Source organism: Paenibacillus sp. BK720, assembly GCF_011761545.1.
Taxonomy (GTDB): Bacteria; Bacillota; Bacilli; order Paenibacillales; family Paenibacillaceae; genus Pristimantibacillus.
Genome location: NZ_JAASRQ010000002.1, coordinates 515,291 through 535,203, shown reverse-complemented (window position 1 = coordinate 535,203; position 19,913 = coordinate 515,291). Strand labels below are relative to the sequence as shown.

The following is a 19,913-nucleotide window of genomic DNA, read 5'->3' as shown; positions in this document are numbered from 1 at the left end:
CCCTCCCCAAAATGATGTAAACGTTCGTCTTCTTAATCCAATCATTGGCTGTTCTGAACGAGTGACGGATGGATAATCGCTTGGTAAGCGCTGTCTGCCGAAAGCTTGCCGCCGTCAATGCCGACAAGAACCTTCCGGGAGACGAACACTTGCCCTTCCCGCTCAATCTGAACAAAGTCCGGTTTTAGCGCCAGCATAAATTGCGATCCACGGTTGATTCCTCTGTAAGGTACGAGTCGCAGCCGGTCCTGCCAAGCAAAAGCTTCGTCTCCGAGGCCGGCAACAAGCCGATCCACCTGCGATTCGCGAATGCTTTTGAGCCACGATTCCGGCAGGTCATCTTGCCATACGTTTGCTTCCACGACCATAACCGGCGTCCGCGTCAACGGGTCGTACAGCTGGTTGCCCGTGTCGATCAATCCGGTGCAGGTATGCTCCCGGTCGCCGATTTGAATCTTCACTTCGGCCAAATGGGTCCTCACCAGCTCCCTCTCGCGCCGTTGAACATAAACCGAGCGGTATATGTAAATGCCGATACTAAACGCAGCGAGCACGTAAATAAATCCCATCTTGAGCTCGACCTGCATACCGCCATTTATAAAGGTGATCGTACGCCATACTTCGCCTGAACCCTGCATCAGCAAGTAGTGAATACCGATTATCGCGCCGGCCGCAACAAAATTCACGGTGTAGAAGGCTGCGATATTCCTGAAGAAGTTTTGGATGGAGAAGAATCCAAACGCGACCCATAACATCAGGAGAGAAATCAGTATTTTTACCGCTAACGTAAAAAGAATCGATAAGGGCGGAAACAACATAAGAACAACGTAACAAGCACCCATGCTGGCTGCCGTCAGCACCCGCCAAGGACGCGCCCGGATATGACGCACCCAAGCAGTCGTAAGCAGTATGCTGCCGTCAACGAGCAGCTCCCGCACAAACATGACATCGACATAAACAGTCACAGCTTCACCTTCCAGCGGGTTCGAACGACAGAACGTTTGCCCTCCCCTCTGGAGAGAACGATTGAACCTAGTATATAAAAATCTTATTTCAAAGTCTGTCTAAACATGACGGCATGACATAGCTTTTTTTGTCGAGGGTATGTGCGAGTTTATAGGGCTAACGGGTTGTTGCCTTACCGGGAATATGGTAATCTTTATCCATATAATTCCTCTGGCAGTGAAGCACACGCCGCGTCTTCAGGATCGATTTTGCTCCTGATACGCGGCTTTCTTATTTTCTATTTGACGGGGAGCGTGACCGGATTTGTCGTATGAAGAGATATTTAATAGTTGGTATGAAGATCATCTTAAGAGACGCGGCGGCGAAAATAAAAGAAGACTGATGGAGGGGTTGGGTCATGAGTGCAAGCCGTTTCTTCGCTATGGCGGCCTGCCTTTTCCCGATTCGACGATCTTCATCCGGAGTACGGGCTGTCCGATTTCCGAGATGAGAAACGGTGTCTGTTAGGCGGATAGATGTTCGTGGCTATTTTGAAAATAGGGAAGGATCGAGCCAATGCGCTAATTGCTCGATGGGTTGCCTCAAACAAACTAATAAGGCATAGTCACGGGTGCTGAAAGGCGGGTTTCAGCCTCTCAGAGCCAATTACTGAGTTCCACCAAACAACCATAAAACAAAAACGCCTGACCGGTTCACCGGTCAGGCGTTAAAGGATTAGCGGTCGTTGCGGCGGTTGCGCAGGAACGCAGGGATTTCGAGCTGGTCGCTCGAAGTCGATGCGCCAAATGGCTTCACCGGGGCAGCTTGCTGCTGCGGAGACGCGGATTGCGCCGCCTGGCGGGCTTCCGGCTCGGCTTGCGGCTGCGCCATGCGGCGCAATGCCGCGGACGGTTTGCTTTCGAAGCCTGTCGCGATAACCGTAACCTTGATTTCGTCTTTCAATTCTTCGTCGATGATCGCACCAAAGATCATGTTTACTTCCGGATCGGAAGCGGAAATAACGATCTCTGCTGCTTCATTGACTTCATACAGGGACAGGTTGCTGCCGCCCGTGATGTTCATGATAACGCCGCGAGCGCCATCGATGGACGTCTCAAGCAGCGGGCTCATGATCGCTTTTTTCGCCGCTTCCGCAGCACGGTTCTCGCCTGTTGCGATGCCGATACCCATCAGCGCCGAACCGCGTTCTGTCATAATCGTCTTTACGTCCGCAAAGTCGAGGTTGATCAGACCAGGTACCTGGATCAAGTCGGAGATACCTTGCACTGCTTGACGAAGCACGTTGTCCGCCTCGCGGAACGCTTCCAGCATCGGGGTCTTCTTGTCCACAATCTCAAGCAAACGGTCATTCGGGATAACAATCAGCGTATCTACTTTTTCCTTCAACGCTTCGATGCCAAGCTCCGCTTGAGCGGCACGTTTACGGCCTTCGAAGGTGAACGGTCGTGTTACTACGCCAACTGTCAGCGCGCCGCATTCGCGGGCAATCTCGGCGATAACCGGAGCTGCCCCCGTACCCGTACCGCCGCCCATGCCAGCCGTAACGAACACCATGTCCGAGCCTTTCAATTGCTGCATGACAAGCTCTCTCGACTCTTCAGCCGCTTTCTTGCCTACTTCCGGATTTGCGCCGGCGCCAAGACCGCGGGTCAGCTTATCGCCGATTTGCAGCTTATGCTCGGACTTTGCCAGATGCAAGGCTTGCGCATCCGTGTTAACTGTTATGAAATCGACGCCTTTAACGCCGTTCTCGATCATCCGATTAACCGCGTTGCTGCCGCCGCCTCCAACACCAATTACCTTTATTTGAGCGAGTTGCTCCAGATCCAAATCGAATTCCAACATCTTTCATTTTCCCCCGATCAAATAAATTCGCTAAACATATTTTTCAACCGTTCGAACATACCGGGTTTGGATGAAGCGGTGGTACCCGACTTGCGGCTTGCCGTTTTCTTCCCTGTACTTGCTGCTGCTCCTCGTACTCCCATATATTTCGACACGTATTGGATCATTCCTACCCCGCTGCTGTAAGCAGGGTCGCGCACACCGATATAATCCGGCGATGCGATACGAACAGATGACTCCAGCTCCGCTTGCGCAAGTGCCAGTGTACCCGGCATCGTAACAGAACCTCCAGTCAGTACGTATCCGTTCACTTTGTCCCCATAACCAAGCTTGCGCACCTCTTGACGGACAAGATGGAAGATTTCCTGCATGCGCGGCTCGATGATGCTGGCCAGATCAACTTGGGAAAACTCTTTTTCTACATTGCTCCCCATGCGAGTCACTTTAAACTTTACATCGTCAGCTGCATCGCTGACAAAAGCGCAGCCGTACTTGAGCTTGATCTTATCCGCTTGGTCCGACTGCGTACGCAGTCCGTAAGCAATATCGTTCGTTACGTACTCGCCGCCGATCGGCAATGTCGAGATCGCAACAAGACTGCCCTGCTCATAGATCGTAATCGTAGTAGAACCCGCGCCGATATCCGTCAGCACGGTTCCGATTGTTTTCTCGTCTTTCGTAAGCGACATGACGCCGGAAGCAAGCGACATCAGGATTACACCAGAAATCCGTAGTCCGGCCTTCTCTACGCAGCGCATCAAATTATGTATAGCCGTTTTCGCACCTGTTACAATAGTCGCCTCAACTTCAAGCCGTACGCCGATCATTCCGCGAGGATCGGATATTCCTTCCAAGCCGTCAACCAAAAATTGCTTTGGTACAAGATTAATGATTTCTCTTTCGGGAGGAAGCGCGACCACCTTGGCCGCTTGAACCACGCGCTCGATATCTTCCTCTCCTATTTCACGGTCCTCATTGGATACTGCAACAACGCCACGATTCGTCTGAAGTGCTATGTGATTCCCCTGAATCCCAACATAGACGTCTGATATTTGAATGCCAACCATTCTTTCCGCATGCTCGATGGCGCTGCGAATCGACTGCACGGTTTGGTCAATATCTACAATAGCTCCCTTGCGAATACCCTCCGAGTCGGCAGATCCAACTCCAATAATATTAATGGTTCCGTTGTTCACTTCACCAATAATAGCACGAACTTTGGATGTACCGATGTCCAAACTGACGATGATGTCGTTACTGCTCAACCCGCGGCACCTCCCGTTTCAACTGATAAAATACACACAAGATAGGGTTATAAACATTCGTCCTTCTACATATTCAACGCCTTTGATATATTCCCTCTTTTTTCAACAAAATTTTCATTTCCCTAATGTTGCGGCTGTGAGCTCTTATGTTATGAATCCTTATGAATGCTTGATAGTCCTATGAAAATACAATAAATCCGTGAATAAAATTCTACCATTGTTTCTACCTATTGAGTAGTCTCTTTTTGATCAGATTCCATATTTTCTGAAGCATTACTATTAAACGGAACATAAGTGTCCGCGAGCAGCATCGTAATCTTTCCCGGCTCCTGCGTTTCGATAACCGCATTTAGCGCTTCGATTTTTTCCGGCAGCAAGGATACCGCCGTCACGACCTCAAACTTGGTTCTGGTGTAGATCTTAATCCGATCCGGATAAGCCTTCGATGGATCCGGAATAATCTCCGACAAGTCTGACAGCTGCTTTTCCGAGATTTTGCCCAGCTGCTTGGTCAATTCCGTCCGGTTCGGGTCATTCGGCTTCCAGCCGGATAGAACGGGCTTGTCCATCAAAAATTCGTCGCTTAATGCCGAAACGTTGGTTCCGTTCGACATAATGGCGGTCATTTCGCCGCTTGCCGACAATTCAAACGCCACAACGGGAAATTCTTTTACCGTAATTTTGACATTACCGGGGAAGGACTTGGAGACGCTCGCCTCTTCTATAGGCTTTAACGCTTTGACGATATGCTTCTCCGACTTGGATTCCGATACGCCGAAATAAGCGTCCCCTGCCGTAATGCCGGCTGCTGCTTGAATATCGCTTTTGGAAGTATATTGCGCGCCTTCTATTGTTATCGTCGTAATCTTGCTGATTGATGAGTTGAAAAATAATACAGATAAGAGAATAACAAACAATAAAAAAAGAACGGCCAGCAGTTTGCGGCTGCCCTTTCTCTTTCGCTCCGGCTCTTTTAATACAGGCACTAGCTCGCTCATAACTTGTCCCTTCCTTCTAAAAAAACATCCGGTCCTCCTTGTTGGCAGGGCCGGTCGTTTCTATCCAGCTGCGATTCGAGTCATCCCCGGTCAATTCTTCGGCACAGGAGAGAAACGCGAAATGCGCGCGCCGAGTCTGCTTAACATCGTTTCAATGCATTCATAACCGCGGTCAATATGATGGATTTGCTCGACAATCGTCTTGCCTTGCGCGGCCAGGCCGGCAATGACAAGCGCTGCGCCCGCCCTCAGGTCGGTAGCTTCCACCGTTGCACCGTACAAACGCGGTACGCCCCGAATGAACGCCGAGTTCAGATCCACGCGGATATCGGCGCCCATGCGGGATAATTCATCCACGTGCTTGAGACGTCCCTCGAAGATCGTTTCCTTCAAAATGCTGACTCCGTCGGCAAGCGCAAGCAGCACCATCACCTGCGACTGCAGATCGGTCGGAAAGGCAGGATACGGAGCCGTTACGACTCTTTCGACTGCTCTTGGGCGCCCTGGACAGCCCACCTTGATTATATCACCGTCAACCAAGATTTGAATACCTGCCCGTCGAAGCACATGGATAAGCGAGGATAAATGCGCCGGATTCGTATTTAATAAGGTGACCTGCCCTCGGGTTGCGGCTGCGGCTACCATAATGGTGCCGGCAACAATGCGGTCCGGAATGACTGTATACGTGCAAGGCGTTAGCGACTGTACCCCTTCGATCGTAATCGTGTCCGTTCCGGCACCCATGATTTTCGCGCCCATCGCGTTCAGAAACTTCTGCAAATCCTGAATCTCCGGCTCGCGCGCTGCGTTGCTGATCGTTGTCCGACCCTCGGCTAGCACGGCTGCCATCATAATGTTCTCCGTCGCCCCTACGCTTGGGAAGGCCAGATGGATATCCGCCCCGTGCAGCTTATCCGCACGGCAGATGATCCGGTTGCCAATCTCCTCGATTTCCGCGCCAAGAGCTTGAAGTCCTTCCAAATGTAGATCGATCTTTCTCTCGCCGATTGCGCAGCCGCCAGGCTGATACACCTGCGTTTCACCAAATCTAGCTAATAACGGCCCCATCAAAAAGATAGACGAGCGCATCTGTCCCATTAACGATTCCGGCACATGCGAGGTGTGTGCAGTTTCTGTATCCAGAACAACTGTATCTCCCACATGCTCAGCGCGGCATCCTAGTTCGCGCAAAATGTTAAGCATTACGTCGATATCAAGCAGCCTAGGCACGTGTTCAATGGTTGATGTGCCTTCCGCAAGCATACAGGCTGCCAATATTGGCAAAGCGGCATTTTTCGCTCCTTGGATAACAATGGATCCTGAGAGAGGTTTCCCGCCTTCAATCACCAATTTGTCCAATGTATCACCTCCGAATTACCGCTCACCCACCACCAATACTTCCGGTACCAGCCGAACGCCGTAGCGGTCCGCAATCGTACCTTGAATGTGAGTCATGAGGGTGAGAACATCTTCAGCTGTCGCTTGCCCTCTGTTTACTATGAAATTGGCGTGAAGCTCCGAAACTTCCGCTCCCCCGAATCGAACGCCCTTTAAGCCCGCCTCTTGAATAAGTCTAGCGGCAAAATCATTGGGTGGATTGCGGAACACGCTGCCTGCGCATGCGAGCTGCAGCGGCTGCGTGCGTAACCGCCGTTCCTGATATGCGGCGAGTGTTGCCGAAATTTCATTGCGGTCTCCTTCTGCAAGCTCGAACGTAGCTTCCACAACAACGCCCTTCAATTCATGAAGGATAGAGTGGCGGTAAGAGAATTGCATCGCCTCTCGGTCGAATCGTACCAATTCACCTGTCTCCAGCACAATCTCAGCTGATCTAAAAATACGTGACACATCGGAACCATGTGCGCCTGCGTTCATATAGACAGCTCCGCCAACCGTACCCGGAATTCCCCCCGCGAATTCCAGCCCGGTCAGGCCTTCCCTGCCTGACATTCTTGATAATTTCACGAACGAAAACGACGCGCCCGCATGCACGAGCGTTCCTTCAAAGCGCACATAATCCAGCCCGTCGCGCGTTTTGATCACCACGCCGCGAATTCCTTTGTCGCTCACCAGCATATTGGAACCGCGTCCCAGATTCGTCCACGGTACGCCATGCTTATGAAGCAGGCGGATGGCCGACACGAGCTGATCTTTGCCGTGTGGGATAAACAGAACGTCAGCGGGTCCGCCGATTTTCCAGGTCGTATGTTTCGCAAGCGGCTCATTGTACAGGATTTGACCGAGACCCGCTTGTTCCAATTCCGTAATATAGTTTTCCATGTTGTCGAACCTCCTTATAGCTTCTAGTTGAGAGAATCAGGCTTCGCTTGCGGCTGCCGGCAACTGGTGCTGCCCGCCGCTGCGTTTGTGACAAACGGCCCGAGCAGGGCGACGGTCACGATTTATAGAGTATCTTATGCCCTCTCCATCTCGAGTGTGACAATCGCCCATGCTGACCCGTAAACACAAAAATGGACGTCAGGAGGCCGCCTTAAGAAGGCGGCGCCATGCCGGCCATTTACGCCAATATGTTTTCCTTCGTTATCTTGAATAACGGGATATATTGAGCAAAATGCCAAGAGCGGTAAGCAGCAGCGTCAAGGAAGATCCGCCGTAGCTGATCAGCGGCAGCGTAATCCCGGTCACCGGCATAGCGCCGATAACGACACCGATATTGATTAACACCTGGACGCCTATGATCCCCGTAATCCCTACCGCAAGCAGACTTCCGAACGTGTCGGGTGCCGATATCGCAGTCCGGACTCCCCTCCATACCAGGACCATAAACAAAATTATAAGTGCGGATCCGCCTATAAAGCCAAGTTCCTCGGATATGATGGAAAAGATAAAATCCGTCTGCGGCTCCGGCAAGTAGCTGAATTTCTGACGGCTCATGCCAAGCCCAAGCCCTACCAGACCGCCCGGCCCTATGGCATAGAGCGATTGAATGATTTGATAGCCTGTACCCAGCGGGTCGGCCCAAGGATCAAGGAAGCCGGTAATCCTCTTCATCCTATATGGTTCGGCAATTACCAGCGCTATTAGACCAAGCAGCCCGCTTGATCCAAGCAAGGCGAGATGGCTGATTCTTGCGCCGGCCGCGAAAATAAGGATCAAAGCGGCTCCTACCATAACCGCGCCGGACCCCAGATCCGGCTGCAGCATGATCAAGCCGAAGGCTAGTCCAACCAGACCAAGAGGCGGCAGCAAGCCTTTCGTAAAATGGGTAATGGTCTGCTGCTTGTCTGACAGCCATTTGGCCAGGAACAGAATCATCGCAAGCTTCATGAATTCGGAAGGCTGTATGCCGAAGGAACTGATGCCAAGCCAGCTTCGGGCGCCGCCGCGGACTACGCCGATACCGGGGATAAGCACGATAATAAGCAGGACGAAGCAAATCAGCAAAGCCGCCTTCGCCCAGTTTTTCCATATAAGATAATTCGCGTTCATCGTAAATAGTAACGCACCGACGCCAAGCACGGCAAATATAAGTTGGCGCTTCACGTAATAGAATTTATCGCCGAATTCATGGAAAGCGAGCACCGCGCTCGCGCTGTATACCATTACTAATCCAATCGTAAGGATAAGCGCAATCGATGCGATCATCCAAACGTCCGGGGCGGACCTGGCTTTGGCCATAGCAAACACACCTCTTGTTTAGCGTAAAGTAGGGACAAGCCCCCTACTTACAAGGTATGCGCCGATTCTTTAAAAATGCGTCCTCGGTCCTCAAAGGATGTAAACATATCCCAACTTGCGCAAGCCGGCGACAATAAAACGATATCTCCAGGCTCCGCAAGTCCGGCAGCCTCCCGGACGGCCCTCCGCAAAGTAGACTCGGCGTCCTCCTCAGGTTCGACCAATCGCACATTCGTTAAACCTGCAAGCTCGGCTACCTTCGCCAGCTTGCTTCTTGTTTCGCCAAGCGTTACCAGCCCTTTCAACCGGTCTCGGAATACCGGAAGAAGCTCCATATAATCGGAGCCGCGGTCCAGCCCGCCGGCGATAAGGATAATAGGCGCGCTTAAGGATCCTACCGACATGGTGGTAGCCGTTGGATTTGTCGCCTTGGAATCATTATAATAATTGACGCCGTTGAATTCGCCTGCATACTCAAGCCTGTGCTCTACGCCTCTAAAGCCTTGCAAGGCCGGAAGCATCGCTTCAGGAGCGACTCCCGCAGCCAAGCAAGCAGCAATCGCCGCAAGCGCGTTTCCGGCGTTATGGCGGCCCGGAAGCCCAAGCGCCGATACCGGCAGAATCGCCTGCTCCGTTCCGTCTTCTTTGCGCCATACGATCATATGCTCTTGATCCGAATCTTTCCCGCGCTCAAACGGCGGTTCAATGCAGATCCCTTTGTCGAGCCGCACGTAAAGCGAGAACGGCAGCAGCTTTGCGGTCAGATGGTCTGCAATCGCTCTGCAGGTTGCATCGTCCCAGTTCAGAACGGCAACATCGTCCGCTGTCTGATTGTCGAACAGCTTCGCCTTCGACGCGACGTAATCCTCCATCCCGCCGTGATAGTCCAGATGCGTCTCGACAACGTTAAGCAGCAGGGCAATGCGAGGACGGAACGCGGAGGTCCCTTTCAGCTGGAAGCTGCTGAGCTCGGCGACGATCCAGTCATCCTTCGTCGCTTCGGCCGCCGCTTCGCAGAGCGGTATGCCGATATTGCCCGCCACGATTGGATTTCGGCCCGCACCGGCAAGCAGCTCGCCGATCCAGGTCGTTGTTGTTGTTTTACCGTTCGAACCGGTAATGCCGATGATCGGAGCCGCCGACAGCCAATAAGCGACCTCGACCTCCGTTACAATCTCCACGCCATGAGCCTCGGCTTGCCGAACGGGACTTGCCGAATACGGGATTCCCGGATTTTTCACCAGCAATGCCGTTTCGTTTGTGACGAGATCGTCCGGATGATAACCGCATAGCACAGAAATGCCCAAAGCAGTTAATTCATCCGCTTCGGGGCATAGTTCGCGTTCTTTTTTATCGTTGACTATCACTTCCGCTCCAAGAGCATGGAATACCTTTGCTACGCTCACGCCGCTTCTTGCAAGCCCTAATACAACGACGCGGCGATCCCGATAAGTCGCCGGATGGTTCATAAGTACAACTCCTTTGTATGAGAAGCGGAGCTAACCGCTTAATAGTCTTCGTTATGTATAGTCCGTCCCTCTCGCCCGGCTCCCATGGAAGCCGGCAAGAGTTCCGTCCAACTATTATCATTATACCTTATAGCGCAAGAAGAAGTCCGATAACGGCCAGCAGCAAGCCGACCGACCAGAAGGTCGTAACGACGCGCCATTCGGACCACCCGCTTAATTCGAAGTGATGGTGAATCGGGCTCATCTTGAAAATCCGCTTGCCGCGGAGCTTAAACGATCCAACCTGCAGGATGACCGATAGCATTTCCAGTACGAATACGCCGCCTACGATAACAAGCATAAGCTCCATCTTGGTCAGAATCGCGACGGCCGCGATGCCGCCCCCGATGCCAAGCGAGCCGGTGTCTCCCATGAATACTTTCGCCGGATGGGCGTTAAAGATCAGGAACCCAAGCACCGCCCCAACCATTGCCGCGGAGAAAATAGCCGATTCATGCTCGGATACTTGCAGCGCGAGAATGGTAAACGCGCCGAAGGCTATTGCGCTGGTCCCCGACAAAAGGCCGTCCAGACCGTCCGTAAAGTTGACCGCGTTGCTCGATCCGAACAGGATAATGACGACGAACGGATAATAGAACCAGCCGAGATCAAAGCCCCAGGAAGTGCCCGGCACCGTGATCATGGTGCTGTGATTCATATTGTACAGCTCCGCGCATACGATGATGGAGAACAACAGCTGGCCGAACAGCTTCTGGCGCGCCGTCAGACCAAGCGAACGCTTAAATACGATTTTGATATAATCGTCAAGAAATCCAACAAGTCCAAAACCTAGCGAAGCCGTAAACAGCACCCAGAAATCCGGGGTTTTATCCGAAAATTTCAAAAAAGCGATAAGCAGCGCCAGCATAATGATAATGCCGCCCATTGTCGGGGTGCCGCTCTTCTTCAAGTGGCTTTGCGGACCGTCGGTCCGGATTTGCTGTCCAAACTTCATGCGCCGGAGAAGCGGAATGAACAATGGTCCAAGCAGAACCGCTATTAAGAATGATGCACCTAATGAAAATAAGATGACCATCGTGTCCATTATCTATCTCACCTCGCTTCCAAAGTTTGGACAATCTGTTCCATGCGCACGCCGCGCGAGCCTTTGACCAGGACGAGATCCTGAGGCTTTACTTGCTCTCTCAACCATTCTCCAAGCTTCCCTTTATCTTCGAAATGTACGATTGCCGTTCCCTTTGCTTCCGCCGGGAATTGCGACAAAGCCCCCGCCGACGTATGCTCCGACAACGGTCCAAACGTAATGACGGCATCCGCCTTGTCCGGCGTGATATAGGCTCCCGTCTCGAAATGGAGCGATTCTTCCTCCGGACCAAGCTCCCGCATATCGCCAAGAACAATCCATTTGCGGCGGAATCCGGTCAATTGACCGACCAGATCAATCGCCGCGCGTACGGCGGTCGGGTTGGCGTTATACGCGTCGTTAAGAATCATGGCGCCGTTATGGGCCTTCACCGGCTGAATTCTCATGCCCGTCAGCTCAAGGCCAATCAGGCCACTGCGGATATTGTCCTCCGAAATGCCGAATCGGCGTCCTATCGCGATAGCCGCAAGCGCGTTGCTGACGTTATGCTGGCCGGGAACCGGTATGGTGTACGGGGAGGATGCCGCATCCTGCCCCTTGCGCTTAACCGCAAAAGTCGAGGATACGGCCCCTACCTCAATATTGGCCGCCGACCAATCGTTCGATTCTCCAAGGCCGAAGGTTTGAAGCTGCGTGCCTTCCGGCAAGCTCATTCTGGCCAGCTCTGCCTCCAGAAGCGGCTCATCGCCGTTATAGAGAAGAATTCCTCCCGAATGAAGCCCTTGCGCAATCTCCAGCTTTGCCTTGGCGATCCCTTCGCGGGAGCCGAGTTGAAGCAGGTGGGCATCGCCGATATTCGTAATTACCGCAACGTCGGGACGGGCAATATTCGTAAGCAGCTCAATCTCTCCAAAGCCGCTCATGCCCATCTCAAGGACTGCCGCATCCGTTTCCTCGTCTAGCTGGAGAACGGTTAGGGGCAGGCCGATATGATTATTCAGATTGCCTGCCGTCTTGTGAACCTTATAAGCTGTTCCAAGCACGGCGGCAACCATATCTTTGGTTGTTGTTTTGCCGTTGCTGCCCGTAATGCCGATAACGCGCACGTACAGTTCTTCCCTGTAGGAGGTAGCCAGCTGCTGCAGTGCCTTCAGCGTATCCCTTACAAACAGCAGAGGCGCGTCCGTCAGCTCCTGCGGCACTTCCCGCTTCGTCTCCCACAACGCGGCTGCCGCTCCCTGCTGAAGCGCCTGAGCCACGTAGTTGTGACCGTCAAAGTTCTCTCCGACAAGCGGAACGAACAGCTGACCCGGCTGAATGCTGCGCGTGTCCGTGCTGACGCCGGCAATCCGGACGGGTTCACCTTTATAGGCTCTTGCGCCGCACATGTCGGCGACTTGCTCCAATGTACGATTGATCAATGTAATAATCCCCTTATCGCTTCTTTTGCCACCAAACGGTCGTCAAAAGGATGCGTGACGCTTCCTATAATCTGATACGTTTCATGGCCTTTCCCCGCAATCAATACTACATCCCCCGGGCTTGCCATTTCAACCGCTTTTTCAATCGCGGCGCGGCGGTCAACCTCGAGCTCGTAACGGTCGGACGTGATTCCGTCCTTCAGGAGACCGGCTTCAATATCCTTCAGAATAAGGCCGGGCTCTTCCGTTCTCGGGTTGTCGGAGGTGACAAGCACGTAATCCGCGTACCGGGCGGCTATCGAGCCCATTATCGGACGTTTCGTCCGGTCGCGGTCGCCGCCGCAGCCAAATACGCAAATGATCCGGGGCGGGGCCAGCTCCTTCACCGCGCGAAGCACATTTTCCAGACCGTCAGGCGTGTGCGCGTAGTCCACGACAACGGCGAACTCCTGGCCCGCCTGCACGGATTCCACACGGCCCGGCACGCCGGGAACCGCTTCGAGACTCGCTTTAATCCGGTCAAGCGCAACGCCTTCAATGAGGGCAGCCGAAATAGCTGCAAGCGCATTATAGACGTTAAACTTGCCGACCATCTGCAGCGCTATATCCGTCTCGCCGCGGAATGTGCTTACCCGGAACGTAGTGCCCTGCGCGGAAATCCGGATATTCGAAGCCCGGACGTCAGCCGGGTGGTCGATGCCGTAAGTGATCACTTCCGCTGCCGTCAGCTTGGCGAACTGCTCGGATACGGGATCATCCGCATTTAGAACCGCGTAAGACCGGTCTTCGGGGTTTGCCGCGTATTCATTGCCAAGGCGGGAGAAAAACAGCCCTTTTGCCGCCGCATACTTCTCCATGGTTCCGTGGTAATCCAGATGATCCTGGGTCAGGTTCGTAAAGACCGCCGTACGGAACCGGCAGCCCTTCACGCGTCCCTGCTCCAGAGCATGCGAGGAAACTTCAATCGCGCAATACGCCGTCCCCTCCTTGCTCATGTCGGACAAATATCGCTGCAGCTGAAGCGCTTCGGGCGTAGTGCCCGACATCGGATACGATTTTCCCGCATACCGCATCTCCACGGTGCCGATTACGCCGGATTTTCTGTCATTATCATTTAAAATCTGCTCGATCAAATAGGTTGTAGTCGTCTTGCCATTCGTCCCCGTTACCCCGATCAGTTGAAGGGTCCTGCTTGGATGACCGTAGAAATGATCCGCCAATACGGCCATTGCCAGCCGGCTGTCCTTCACGATCAGTTGAGGAGCATCCAGCTCCAGCTCACGTTCGACGACGAATGCGACTGCGCCTTTGGCTGCCGCTTGAGACGCGTAAGCATGACCGTCAACCGTATGACCGGGCAGACAGATGAATAGCTGTCCCGGCTCTACTGTGCGCGAATCCGTCTCGATCCCCGCTATCTCCGTATCGCCTGCTCCAGTTAATCTCGCCGTAATAAGCAGTTCTGCCAATTCGCTTAATCGCATGTTGTTTTTCCTCCCGTATGCTGGTCGTTATCTCTCATTATAGTCAAGGAGAACGCGTTATATCATCCTCCTTGATTAGCGGCAAGTCAATGGGAATCCGATATATCGTCCTCATCGCCCAAATAAATGCGTATCGTAGAGCCTTTCTCTACCCGCGCGCCAACCGCCGGAGCCTGGCGGATAACCGTATTGCCTGAACCGGCCGAGGACAAATTGAAGTTCATGTTCATATCCTCGTATAGATCCGATACCGATTTCCCTACCAGATTAGGAACCGTAACGATCGGCGTCTCCCCAAGCTTGTATTTCTTGTCGATCTGCTTGTCGCGCGGAGGCACCTGCATGATCGTAAGTGCATCCTCCATAATATTACGCACGATAGGGGCAGCCACGACACCGCCGAATTGAATGCCTTGCGGATTGTCTACGGCCACATAGATGACGATCTCCGGTTTGTCCGCGGGAGCAAAGCCAACAAAGGATACGATATGTTCATTCGGAGAATAACGTCCGTTGATTACTTTTTGCGCCGTACCTGTTTTGCCCCCTACCCTGTAGCCGTCGATAAACGCATTGCCGCCTGTTCCGAGGGCAACGACGCTTTCAAGCGCTTCGCGCACCTGCTTCGAGGTATCCTCCGAAATAACCTTGCGGACAGCCTCGGGTTCAATCTGCTGCACCGTCTCGCCGGTTTGCGGATTAATCCATGCCTTGGTCACATGGGGTTTGTACAAGGTACCGCCGTTAATTGCAGCCGAAACGGCAGCAATCTGTTGGATTGGCGTTACCGACACGCCTTGACCGAATGCGGTCGTGGCAAGCTCGACAGGACCAACCTTATCCAGCTTGAACAAGATACCGTTTGCTTCGCCAGGAATATCAATGCCGGTTTTCGAACCGAATCCGAAGTTTTTAATATAATCGAAAAGCTTCTCTTTGCCAAGCCGATTACCAAGGTTTACAAATCCCGGGTTGCAGGAATTTTGCACAACCTCGAGGAAGGTCTGGCTGCCATGGCCGCCCTTCTTCCAGCAGCGCAGCCTAGCTCCGCCGATCTCGACGGCGCCGGGGTCAAAGAAGGTTTCGTTCTTCAGGTTTACCTTCTTCTCTTCGATCGCTGCCGCAAGCGTTATGATTTTAAATGTCGAACCTGGCTCGTAAGTCATCCAGATCGGAAGATTGCGGTTATAGGTTTCGCTAGGATATTCCCGGTAATTAGCAGGTTCATAGGTTGGCCGGCTCGCCATGCCGAGAATTTCCCCCGTATTCGGGTTCATTGCAATCGCAATGATATCGTCCGGCTGCAGGGCCGTCATCGCCTGATCGAGCTCCCGCTCCATGACCGCCTGAATCTGCTTGTCTATCGTCAATTCCAGCGACAAGCCTTGCTGCGGCGCTTGATACGTATCCGAGGAATTCGGCATGGATTTGCCCGACGCGGTAGACAAGTAAGAGACATTGCCGTCTATCCCTTTAAGCATGTCGTTATATTTCGCTTCCACGCCGGTAAGCCCTTTATCCACTCCCGTAAAGCCCAGCAAATGCGCGGCGAGGCTTCCGTACGGGTAATAGCGGTTATTGTCCTCCGCAACCACGATTCCGTTAAGATGCAAGTTTCTTACCTGCTGCGCCTTGTCGGTCGTCATTCGTTTCCCGCCCGGCTTCAGCTCGACAATGCTTGTTTTCTTGGAGAGGAGCTTGACCAATGCTTCTTCGGTCATATCCAAATAAGGCGCAAGCTTGGCCGCCGTTGCCTGTTTGTCCGGAATTTGCACGGGGATAGCCAGTACGGTTGGCGTGCTTACGTCAAAAGCCAGCTTGGTCCCGTTGCGATCCAGAATATCGCCACGCTTCGCCTTATAAGGAATTTCGCGCCGCCAGTTGTCTTCCGCTTGGGCGGACAGCTTCTCTCCCTGCCACAACTGAACGTAAGAAAGCCGGAAAATCAATCCGGCAAAAGCTGCCACGCTGATTAAAAGTACGATAAACAGCCGGCGACGCAACGTTACATTTGATACCTTCATCCTTGTTCCCCCTTACGCCTCATCCTTCGGCTGAGCGTACGCTGACGCTCATTCCCAACCTATGAGGGACAAGTGGGGGATAGAACAAGCTATTGATTAATTATTGCGTATTGGCCGTCTCGACTTTCTGATCGTCTGCCTTATCCGTCGCGCCCTGCGAATCGGAAGACGCGGTCCCGTCGTTCACCGCGTCCGTCTGCGGCGATAGCGTGAGTTCAACGAGACGCTCCCCGTTTTTCGTAACCTGTTTCTGGGAGACGACATACCCTTCGCCTTTGACCGTTACGCGGATGTCCAGCACGGAAGCAATTTCGAGCGCGTCACGCAACGAAATACCCGTCATATCCGGAATTTTCAGCTTATCGCGCTGCTCCGTTATCAAGTATACCTTCTGGGCCGGATGAACGGAGGCACCCGATGCAGGCACCTGCTGGATGACCTTTGTTCCGCCGCCGACTACCTCAACGTTCAAGCCGCGCGACTTCAGTTGCGTTTTTGCTTGAGATACGGTTAGGCTTGCGAGCTTCGGCACGGATACCGTTACTTCCTTCTTCCCGTTCTCGGTAACATTAATATCCGGCGCAACGCCCAGATGCTTTAAGCTCTTGTATACAATATCCTTGAAGGCGGGTGCCGCAACGGCGCCGCCGCCGGCTTTCGGATCGTTAGGCTCGTCTACGACGATATAAAGGACAATCTTCGGCTTCTCAACGGGCGCGTAACCGATAAAAGATACGACGAACTTGTCTTGCGAATATTTTCCGTTGATAACCTTCTGTGCCGTACCCGTCTTGCCCGCTACCCGGTAGCCTTCGATGTAAGCATTGCGCCCGGTACCGATCTCTTGGTCCGATACGACCTGTTCCAGATATTCGCCCACCTTCTTGGAGGCTTCCTGCGAAATAACCTGTCTTACAACCTTAGGCTGCGTCTTCACGGTTGTCTTCGTGTTGGGATCGTAAATTTGTTTCACGATATGCGGTTCCATCAGCTTGCCGCCGTTCGCAACCGCCGCAACCGCCGCAACCTGCTGCATCGCGGTAACCTGTACCTTGCCTTGACCAAACGAAGCGCGGGCGATATCGGAAGGAATGGATAAGTTCACATTAATGGCGCCCGCCGCTTCGCCGCCAAGCTCGATGCCCGTTTTTTGGCCGAAACCGAACCGGTTGATATAATCCATGAGCTTTACGCCGCCAAGCTGCTCCCAGCCCAGCTTAACGAACGCAACGTTACTGGAGCGCTTTAAACCTTCCAGATAAGTTATCGTCCCCCAGCCGACTTTGTTAATGTCTTTTACCGGGGCGCCCGGTACCGAAATAGCACCGGACTTATACGTCGCGTTCGGATTGAAAATCCCTTCCTGCACGGCTGCAGCCAGCGTTACGATCTTGAACGTGGAACCCGGCTCGTACAAGGACTTGATCGAATGGTTATACGCATTCTCATAGCTCATGTCCCAATAGGTATTCGGATCAAACGTCGGATAATTGGCCATTGCCAGAATATCCATCGTATTCGGATCCGCCGCGATGGCCGTAATGCTCTTCGGATGATATTTATCATTGATGTCTTCGAGCGCTTTTTCCACGTAATTCTGAATATCCATGTCGATCGTAAGAGCGATATCCTGGCCATCCTTCGCCGGCTTGTATTCGACCTGGCCTTCCGCGAGCTGCACGCGTTTGCCATCCTTTTCGTATTTGAGCTCCCCGTCTTCGCCTTTCAATTTATCGTTATAAAACGACTCGATCCCCGAAGCGGCCTGCCCTTCCTTCGTCACGTAGCCCAGCAGCTGCGATGCCATGGAATGTCGCGGATAATACCGTTTCTGATCTTCGAACAGATAAATGCCGACGTCTTTCGTCTTGTATTTGTCGTAAAGCTCCTGCCGGAACTTTACAACCTTGTCGGCAAGCTCCTTGTCGATCCTCCAGCCTTCCTCGTGAATCTCTCGCTGCTGATAGTATTTGCCGTCCTTTTGCGCCGTAACGATCTTGAGCAGATCGGCTTCCGGCTTGCCCAGCAATGTATGTAATCCGGCCGCTACCTCGCCGGCAATATTAAGCTTATGAATCATATCGGGGTTTACCGCGATATCGTAAGCAACGGAATCCATGGCGAGCATGTTGCCATCCCTGTCCGTTATCGTCCCCCTCTTCGCCACGAGCTTCTCTTCGGCCGCCCATCTAGTCTTGGCCTTGTCATACCAAAAGTCTCCTTTGACCACCTGCACCCAATAGATTCTACCGATTAGAACAACAAAAAGGAGGGTCATTATCCCTCCAAACAACAACGTGCGAAGTTTAATTCGTTTCACCATATGCGTCACCTATTCCGTCTTGGCGGATTGAGTATTAACCATGATGTCCGGCTGTTCAGTGCTTGCCATGCCTTGCGTTTCTGCCATCTTGCGGATCCTCTCCGGATCGTTTAGCATTTCTACTTGCTTCTGCAACTCTTTCATATCAATGTTCATCGTTGCGTATTGCGTTTTCATCTGCTTGATTTGGACGCGCATATCATAGTTTTTCGCGTATTGATTCACGATGACTCCAAGCACGATTACGCAAAAAACGACCGTAAACATGTACAGCAGCTTCTCCTGAACCGGAATCGACTTGCGCTTCACAACAATCCGTTTCGTCTCGCGGACAACCGTCTTCTGATCCGGCTTGCGCTTTGGCTGCATCGCCAAATTGCCGTTGATATAAGCCAATGAAAGAACCCCCTCTAACCTACAATTTTTCTGCGACACGCAGCTTGGCCGAGCGAGAGCGAGGATTAACTTCAAGCTCCTGCTCTGTCGGAACAATCGGCTTGCGGTTCACTAACCGAAGCTTTCCTGTGCCGCCGCATACACATTTCGGAAAATCCGGCGGACAAGTGCATTTTTCAACATAACTCGCGAATAATTGCTTGCAGATGCGATCCTCTAACGAATGGAAAGTAATAACGGATATTCTGCCGCCTTGGCCAACGCATTTCACTGCTTGTTCCAATGCGTCCTCCTCGGCGCCGAGCTCGTCATTTACGGCAATCCGGAGAGCTTGGAAGGAACGCTTGGCAGGATGACCGCCAGTTCGTCTTGCAGCTGCCGGAATTCCGGCTTTGACCAGTTCTGCCAGCTCGCCTGTTGTTTCAATCGGCGCATTCTCGCGGGCCTGGACGATTTTACGTGCGATCGATCTGGCGAATTTCTCTTCGCCGTACACATGCAGAATGCGGGAAATCTCCCGCTCTTCCCAGCTGTTTACGATATCGTAGGCCGTTAAGGCTCCTCCCTGATCCATCCTCATATCGAGAGGAGCATCATGGTTGTAGCTGAAGCCGCGCTCCGCCTCATCCAGTTGGGGACTGGAAACGCCAAGATCGAACAATATACCGTCGACCTGAGGGACACCGTCTATCGTTGGAACATCACACGTGAGAAGCATTTCTTCCAAATAACGAAAATTGCTCTTGACTAGCGTTACTCTATCCATATAGGGAGCAAGCCTTACGCGTGCGTTCTCCAGCGCAGCATCATCCTGGTCAAATGCGATCAAACGCCCTCCACCGCTCAGCCGGGACACAATTCTTTCACTATGGCCTGCGCCGCCAAGCGTACAGTCGACGTATATGCCGTCCGGCTTAATCGCCAGTCCGTCAACCGCCTCTTCCAATAGCACTGTAATATGCTGAAACACGCTAACATCCTCCCATTCTTGTTGTTTAC

Annotated in this window: 15 protein-coding genes; all 15 read right to left on the bottom strand. The window is 52.7% G+C overall.

The window, feature by feature from the left end; translation table 11 throughout:
• Positions 1 to 41: 41 nt before the first annotated feature.
• Positions 42 to 965 (bottom strand): sigma-E processing peptidase SpoIIGA, encoded by a 924-nt coding sequence (gene spoIIGA, locus FHT67_RS09255; protein ID WP_132306270.1) that lies wholly within the window; start codon positions 963 to 965, stop codon positions 42 to 44.
• A gap of 715 nt (positions 966 to 1,680) precedes the next feature.
• The gene (ftsZ, locus tag FHT67_RS09250) at positions 1,681 to 2,811 is read right to left on the bottom strand and encodes a cell division protein FtsZ (RefSeq protein ID WP_132306272.1); all 1,131 of its coding nucleotides are present in this window, start codon (positions 2,809 to 2,811) and stop codon (positions 1,681 to 1,683) included.
• A 17-nt stretch (positions 2,812 to 2,828) separates the two neighbouring features.
• Entirely contained in the window at positions 2,829 to 4,076 is a 1,248-nt protein-coding gene (gene ftsA / locus FHT67_RS09245) for a cell division protein FtsA (protein WP_132306274.1), read from the bottom strand.
• Positions 4,077 to 4,303: 227 nt separating this feature from the next.
• Positions 4,304 to 5,074 carry a cell division protein FtsQ/DivIB gene (locus FHT67_RS09240; RefSeq protein WP_132306276.1) on the bottom strand — a complete coding sequence of 257 codons (771 nt, stop codon included), beginning with the start codon at positions 5,072 to 5,074 and terminating at the stop codon, positions 4,304 to 4,306.
• A 90-nt stretch (positions 5,075 to 5,164) separates the two neighbouring features.
• Positions 5,165 to 6,433 (bottom strand): UDP-N-acetylglucosamine 1-carboxyvinyltransferase, encoded by a 1,269-nt coding sequence (gene murA, locus FHT67_RS09235; RefSeq protein WP_132306278.1) that lies wholly within the window; start codon positions 6,431 to 6,433, stop codon positions 5,165 to 5,167.
• A gap of 15 nt (positions 6,434 to 6,448) precedes the next feature.
• The gene (gene murB / locus FHT67_RS09230; RefSeq protein ID WP_132306280.1) at positions 6,449 to 7,354 is read right to left on the bottom strand and encodes a UDP-N-acetylmuramate dehydrogenase; all 906 of its coding nucleotides are present in this window, start codon (positions 7,352 to 7,354) and stop codon (positions 6,449 to 6,451) included.
• A gap of 261 nt (positions 7,355 to 7,615) precedes the next feature.
• Positions 7,616 to 8,713 (bottom strand): stage V sporulation protein E, encoded by a 1,098-nt coding sequence (gene spoVE, locus FHT67_RS09225; protein ID WP_132306282.1) that lies wholly within the window; start codon positions 8,711 to 8,713, stop codon positions 7,616 to 7,618.
• A 47-nt stretch (positions 8,714 to 8,760) separates the two neighbouring features.
• The gene (murD, locus tag FHT67_RS09220) at positions 8,761 to 10,182 is read right to left on the bottom strand and encodes a UDP-N-acetylmuramoyl-L-alanine--D-glutamate ligase (protein ID WP_167197586.1); all 1,422 of its coding nucleotides are present in this window, start codon (positions 10,180 to 10,182) and stop codon (positions 8,761 to 8,763) included.
• A 127-nt stretch (positions 10,183 to 10,309) separates the two neighbouring features.
• Positions 10,310 to 11,266, bottom strand: a complete 957-nt coding sequence (gene mraY / locus FHT67_RS09215; protein ID WP_015845462.1) for a phospho-N-acetylmuramoyl-pentapeptide-transferase — start codon at positions 11,264 to 11,266, stop codon at positions 10,310 to 10,312.
• An 8-nt stretch (positions 11,267 to 11,274) separates the two neighbouring features.
• Entirely contained in the window at positions 11,275 to 12,687 is a 1,413-nt protein-coding gene (locus tag FHT67_RS09210; RefSeq protein WP_167197583.1) for a UDP-N-acetylmuramoyl-tripeptide--D-alanyl-D-alanine ligase, read from the bottom strand.
• Positions 12,684 to 14,171, bottom strand: coding sequence for a UDP-N-acetylmuramoyl-L-alanyl-D-glutamate--2,6-diaminopimelate ligase (locus FHT67_RS09205; protein WP_167197580.1), 1,488 nt, complete (start codon positions 14,169 to 14,171; stop codon positions 12,684 to 12,686). Before FHT67_RS09205 ends, FHT67_RS09210 begins: the two co-directional genes overlap by 4 nt.
• Before the next feature lie 86 nt (positions 14,172 to 14,257).
• Positions 14,258 to 16,195 carry a stage V sporulation protein D gene (locus FHT67_RS09200; RefSeq protein WP_132306288.1) on the bottom strand — a complete coding sequence of 646 codons (1,938 nt, stop codon included), beginning with the start codon at positions 16,193 to 16,195 and terminating at the stop codon, positions 14,258 to 14,260.
• Positions 16,196 to 16,295: 100 nt separating this feature from the next.
• The gene (locus tag FHT67_RS09195; protein ID WP_167197577.1) at positions 16,296 to 18,518 is read right to left on the bottom strand and encodes a penicillin-binding transpeptidase domain-containing protein; all 2,223 of its coding nucleotides are present in this window, start codon (positions 18,516 to 18,518) and stop codon (positions 16,296 to 16,298) included.
• A gap of 9 nt (positions 18,519 to 18,527) precedes the next feature.
• Positions 18,528 to 18,914, bottom strand: coding sequence for a cell division protein FtsL (gene ftsL / locus FHT67_RS09190; RefSeq protein ID WP_132306292.1), 387 nt, complete (start codon positions 18,912 to 18,914; stop codon positions 18,528 to 18,530).
• A 19-nt stretch (positions 18,915 to 18,933) separates the two neighbouring features.
• Entirely contained in the window at positions 18,934 to 19,884 is a 951-nt protein-coding gene (gene rsmH / locus FHT67_RS09185; protein ID WP_132306294.1) for a 16S rRNA (cytosine(1402)-N(4))-methyltransferase RsmH, read from the bottom strand.
• Between the last annotated feature and the right edge of the window lie 29 nt (positions 19,885 to 19,913).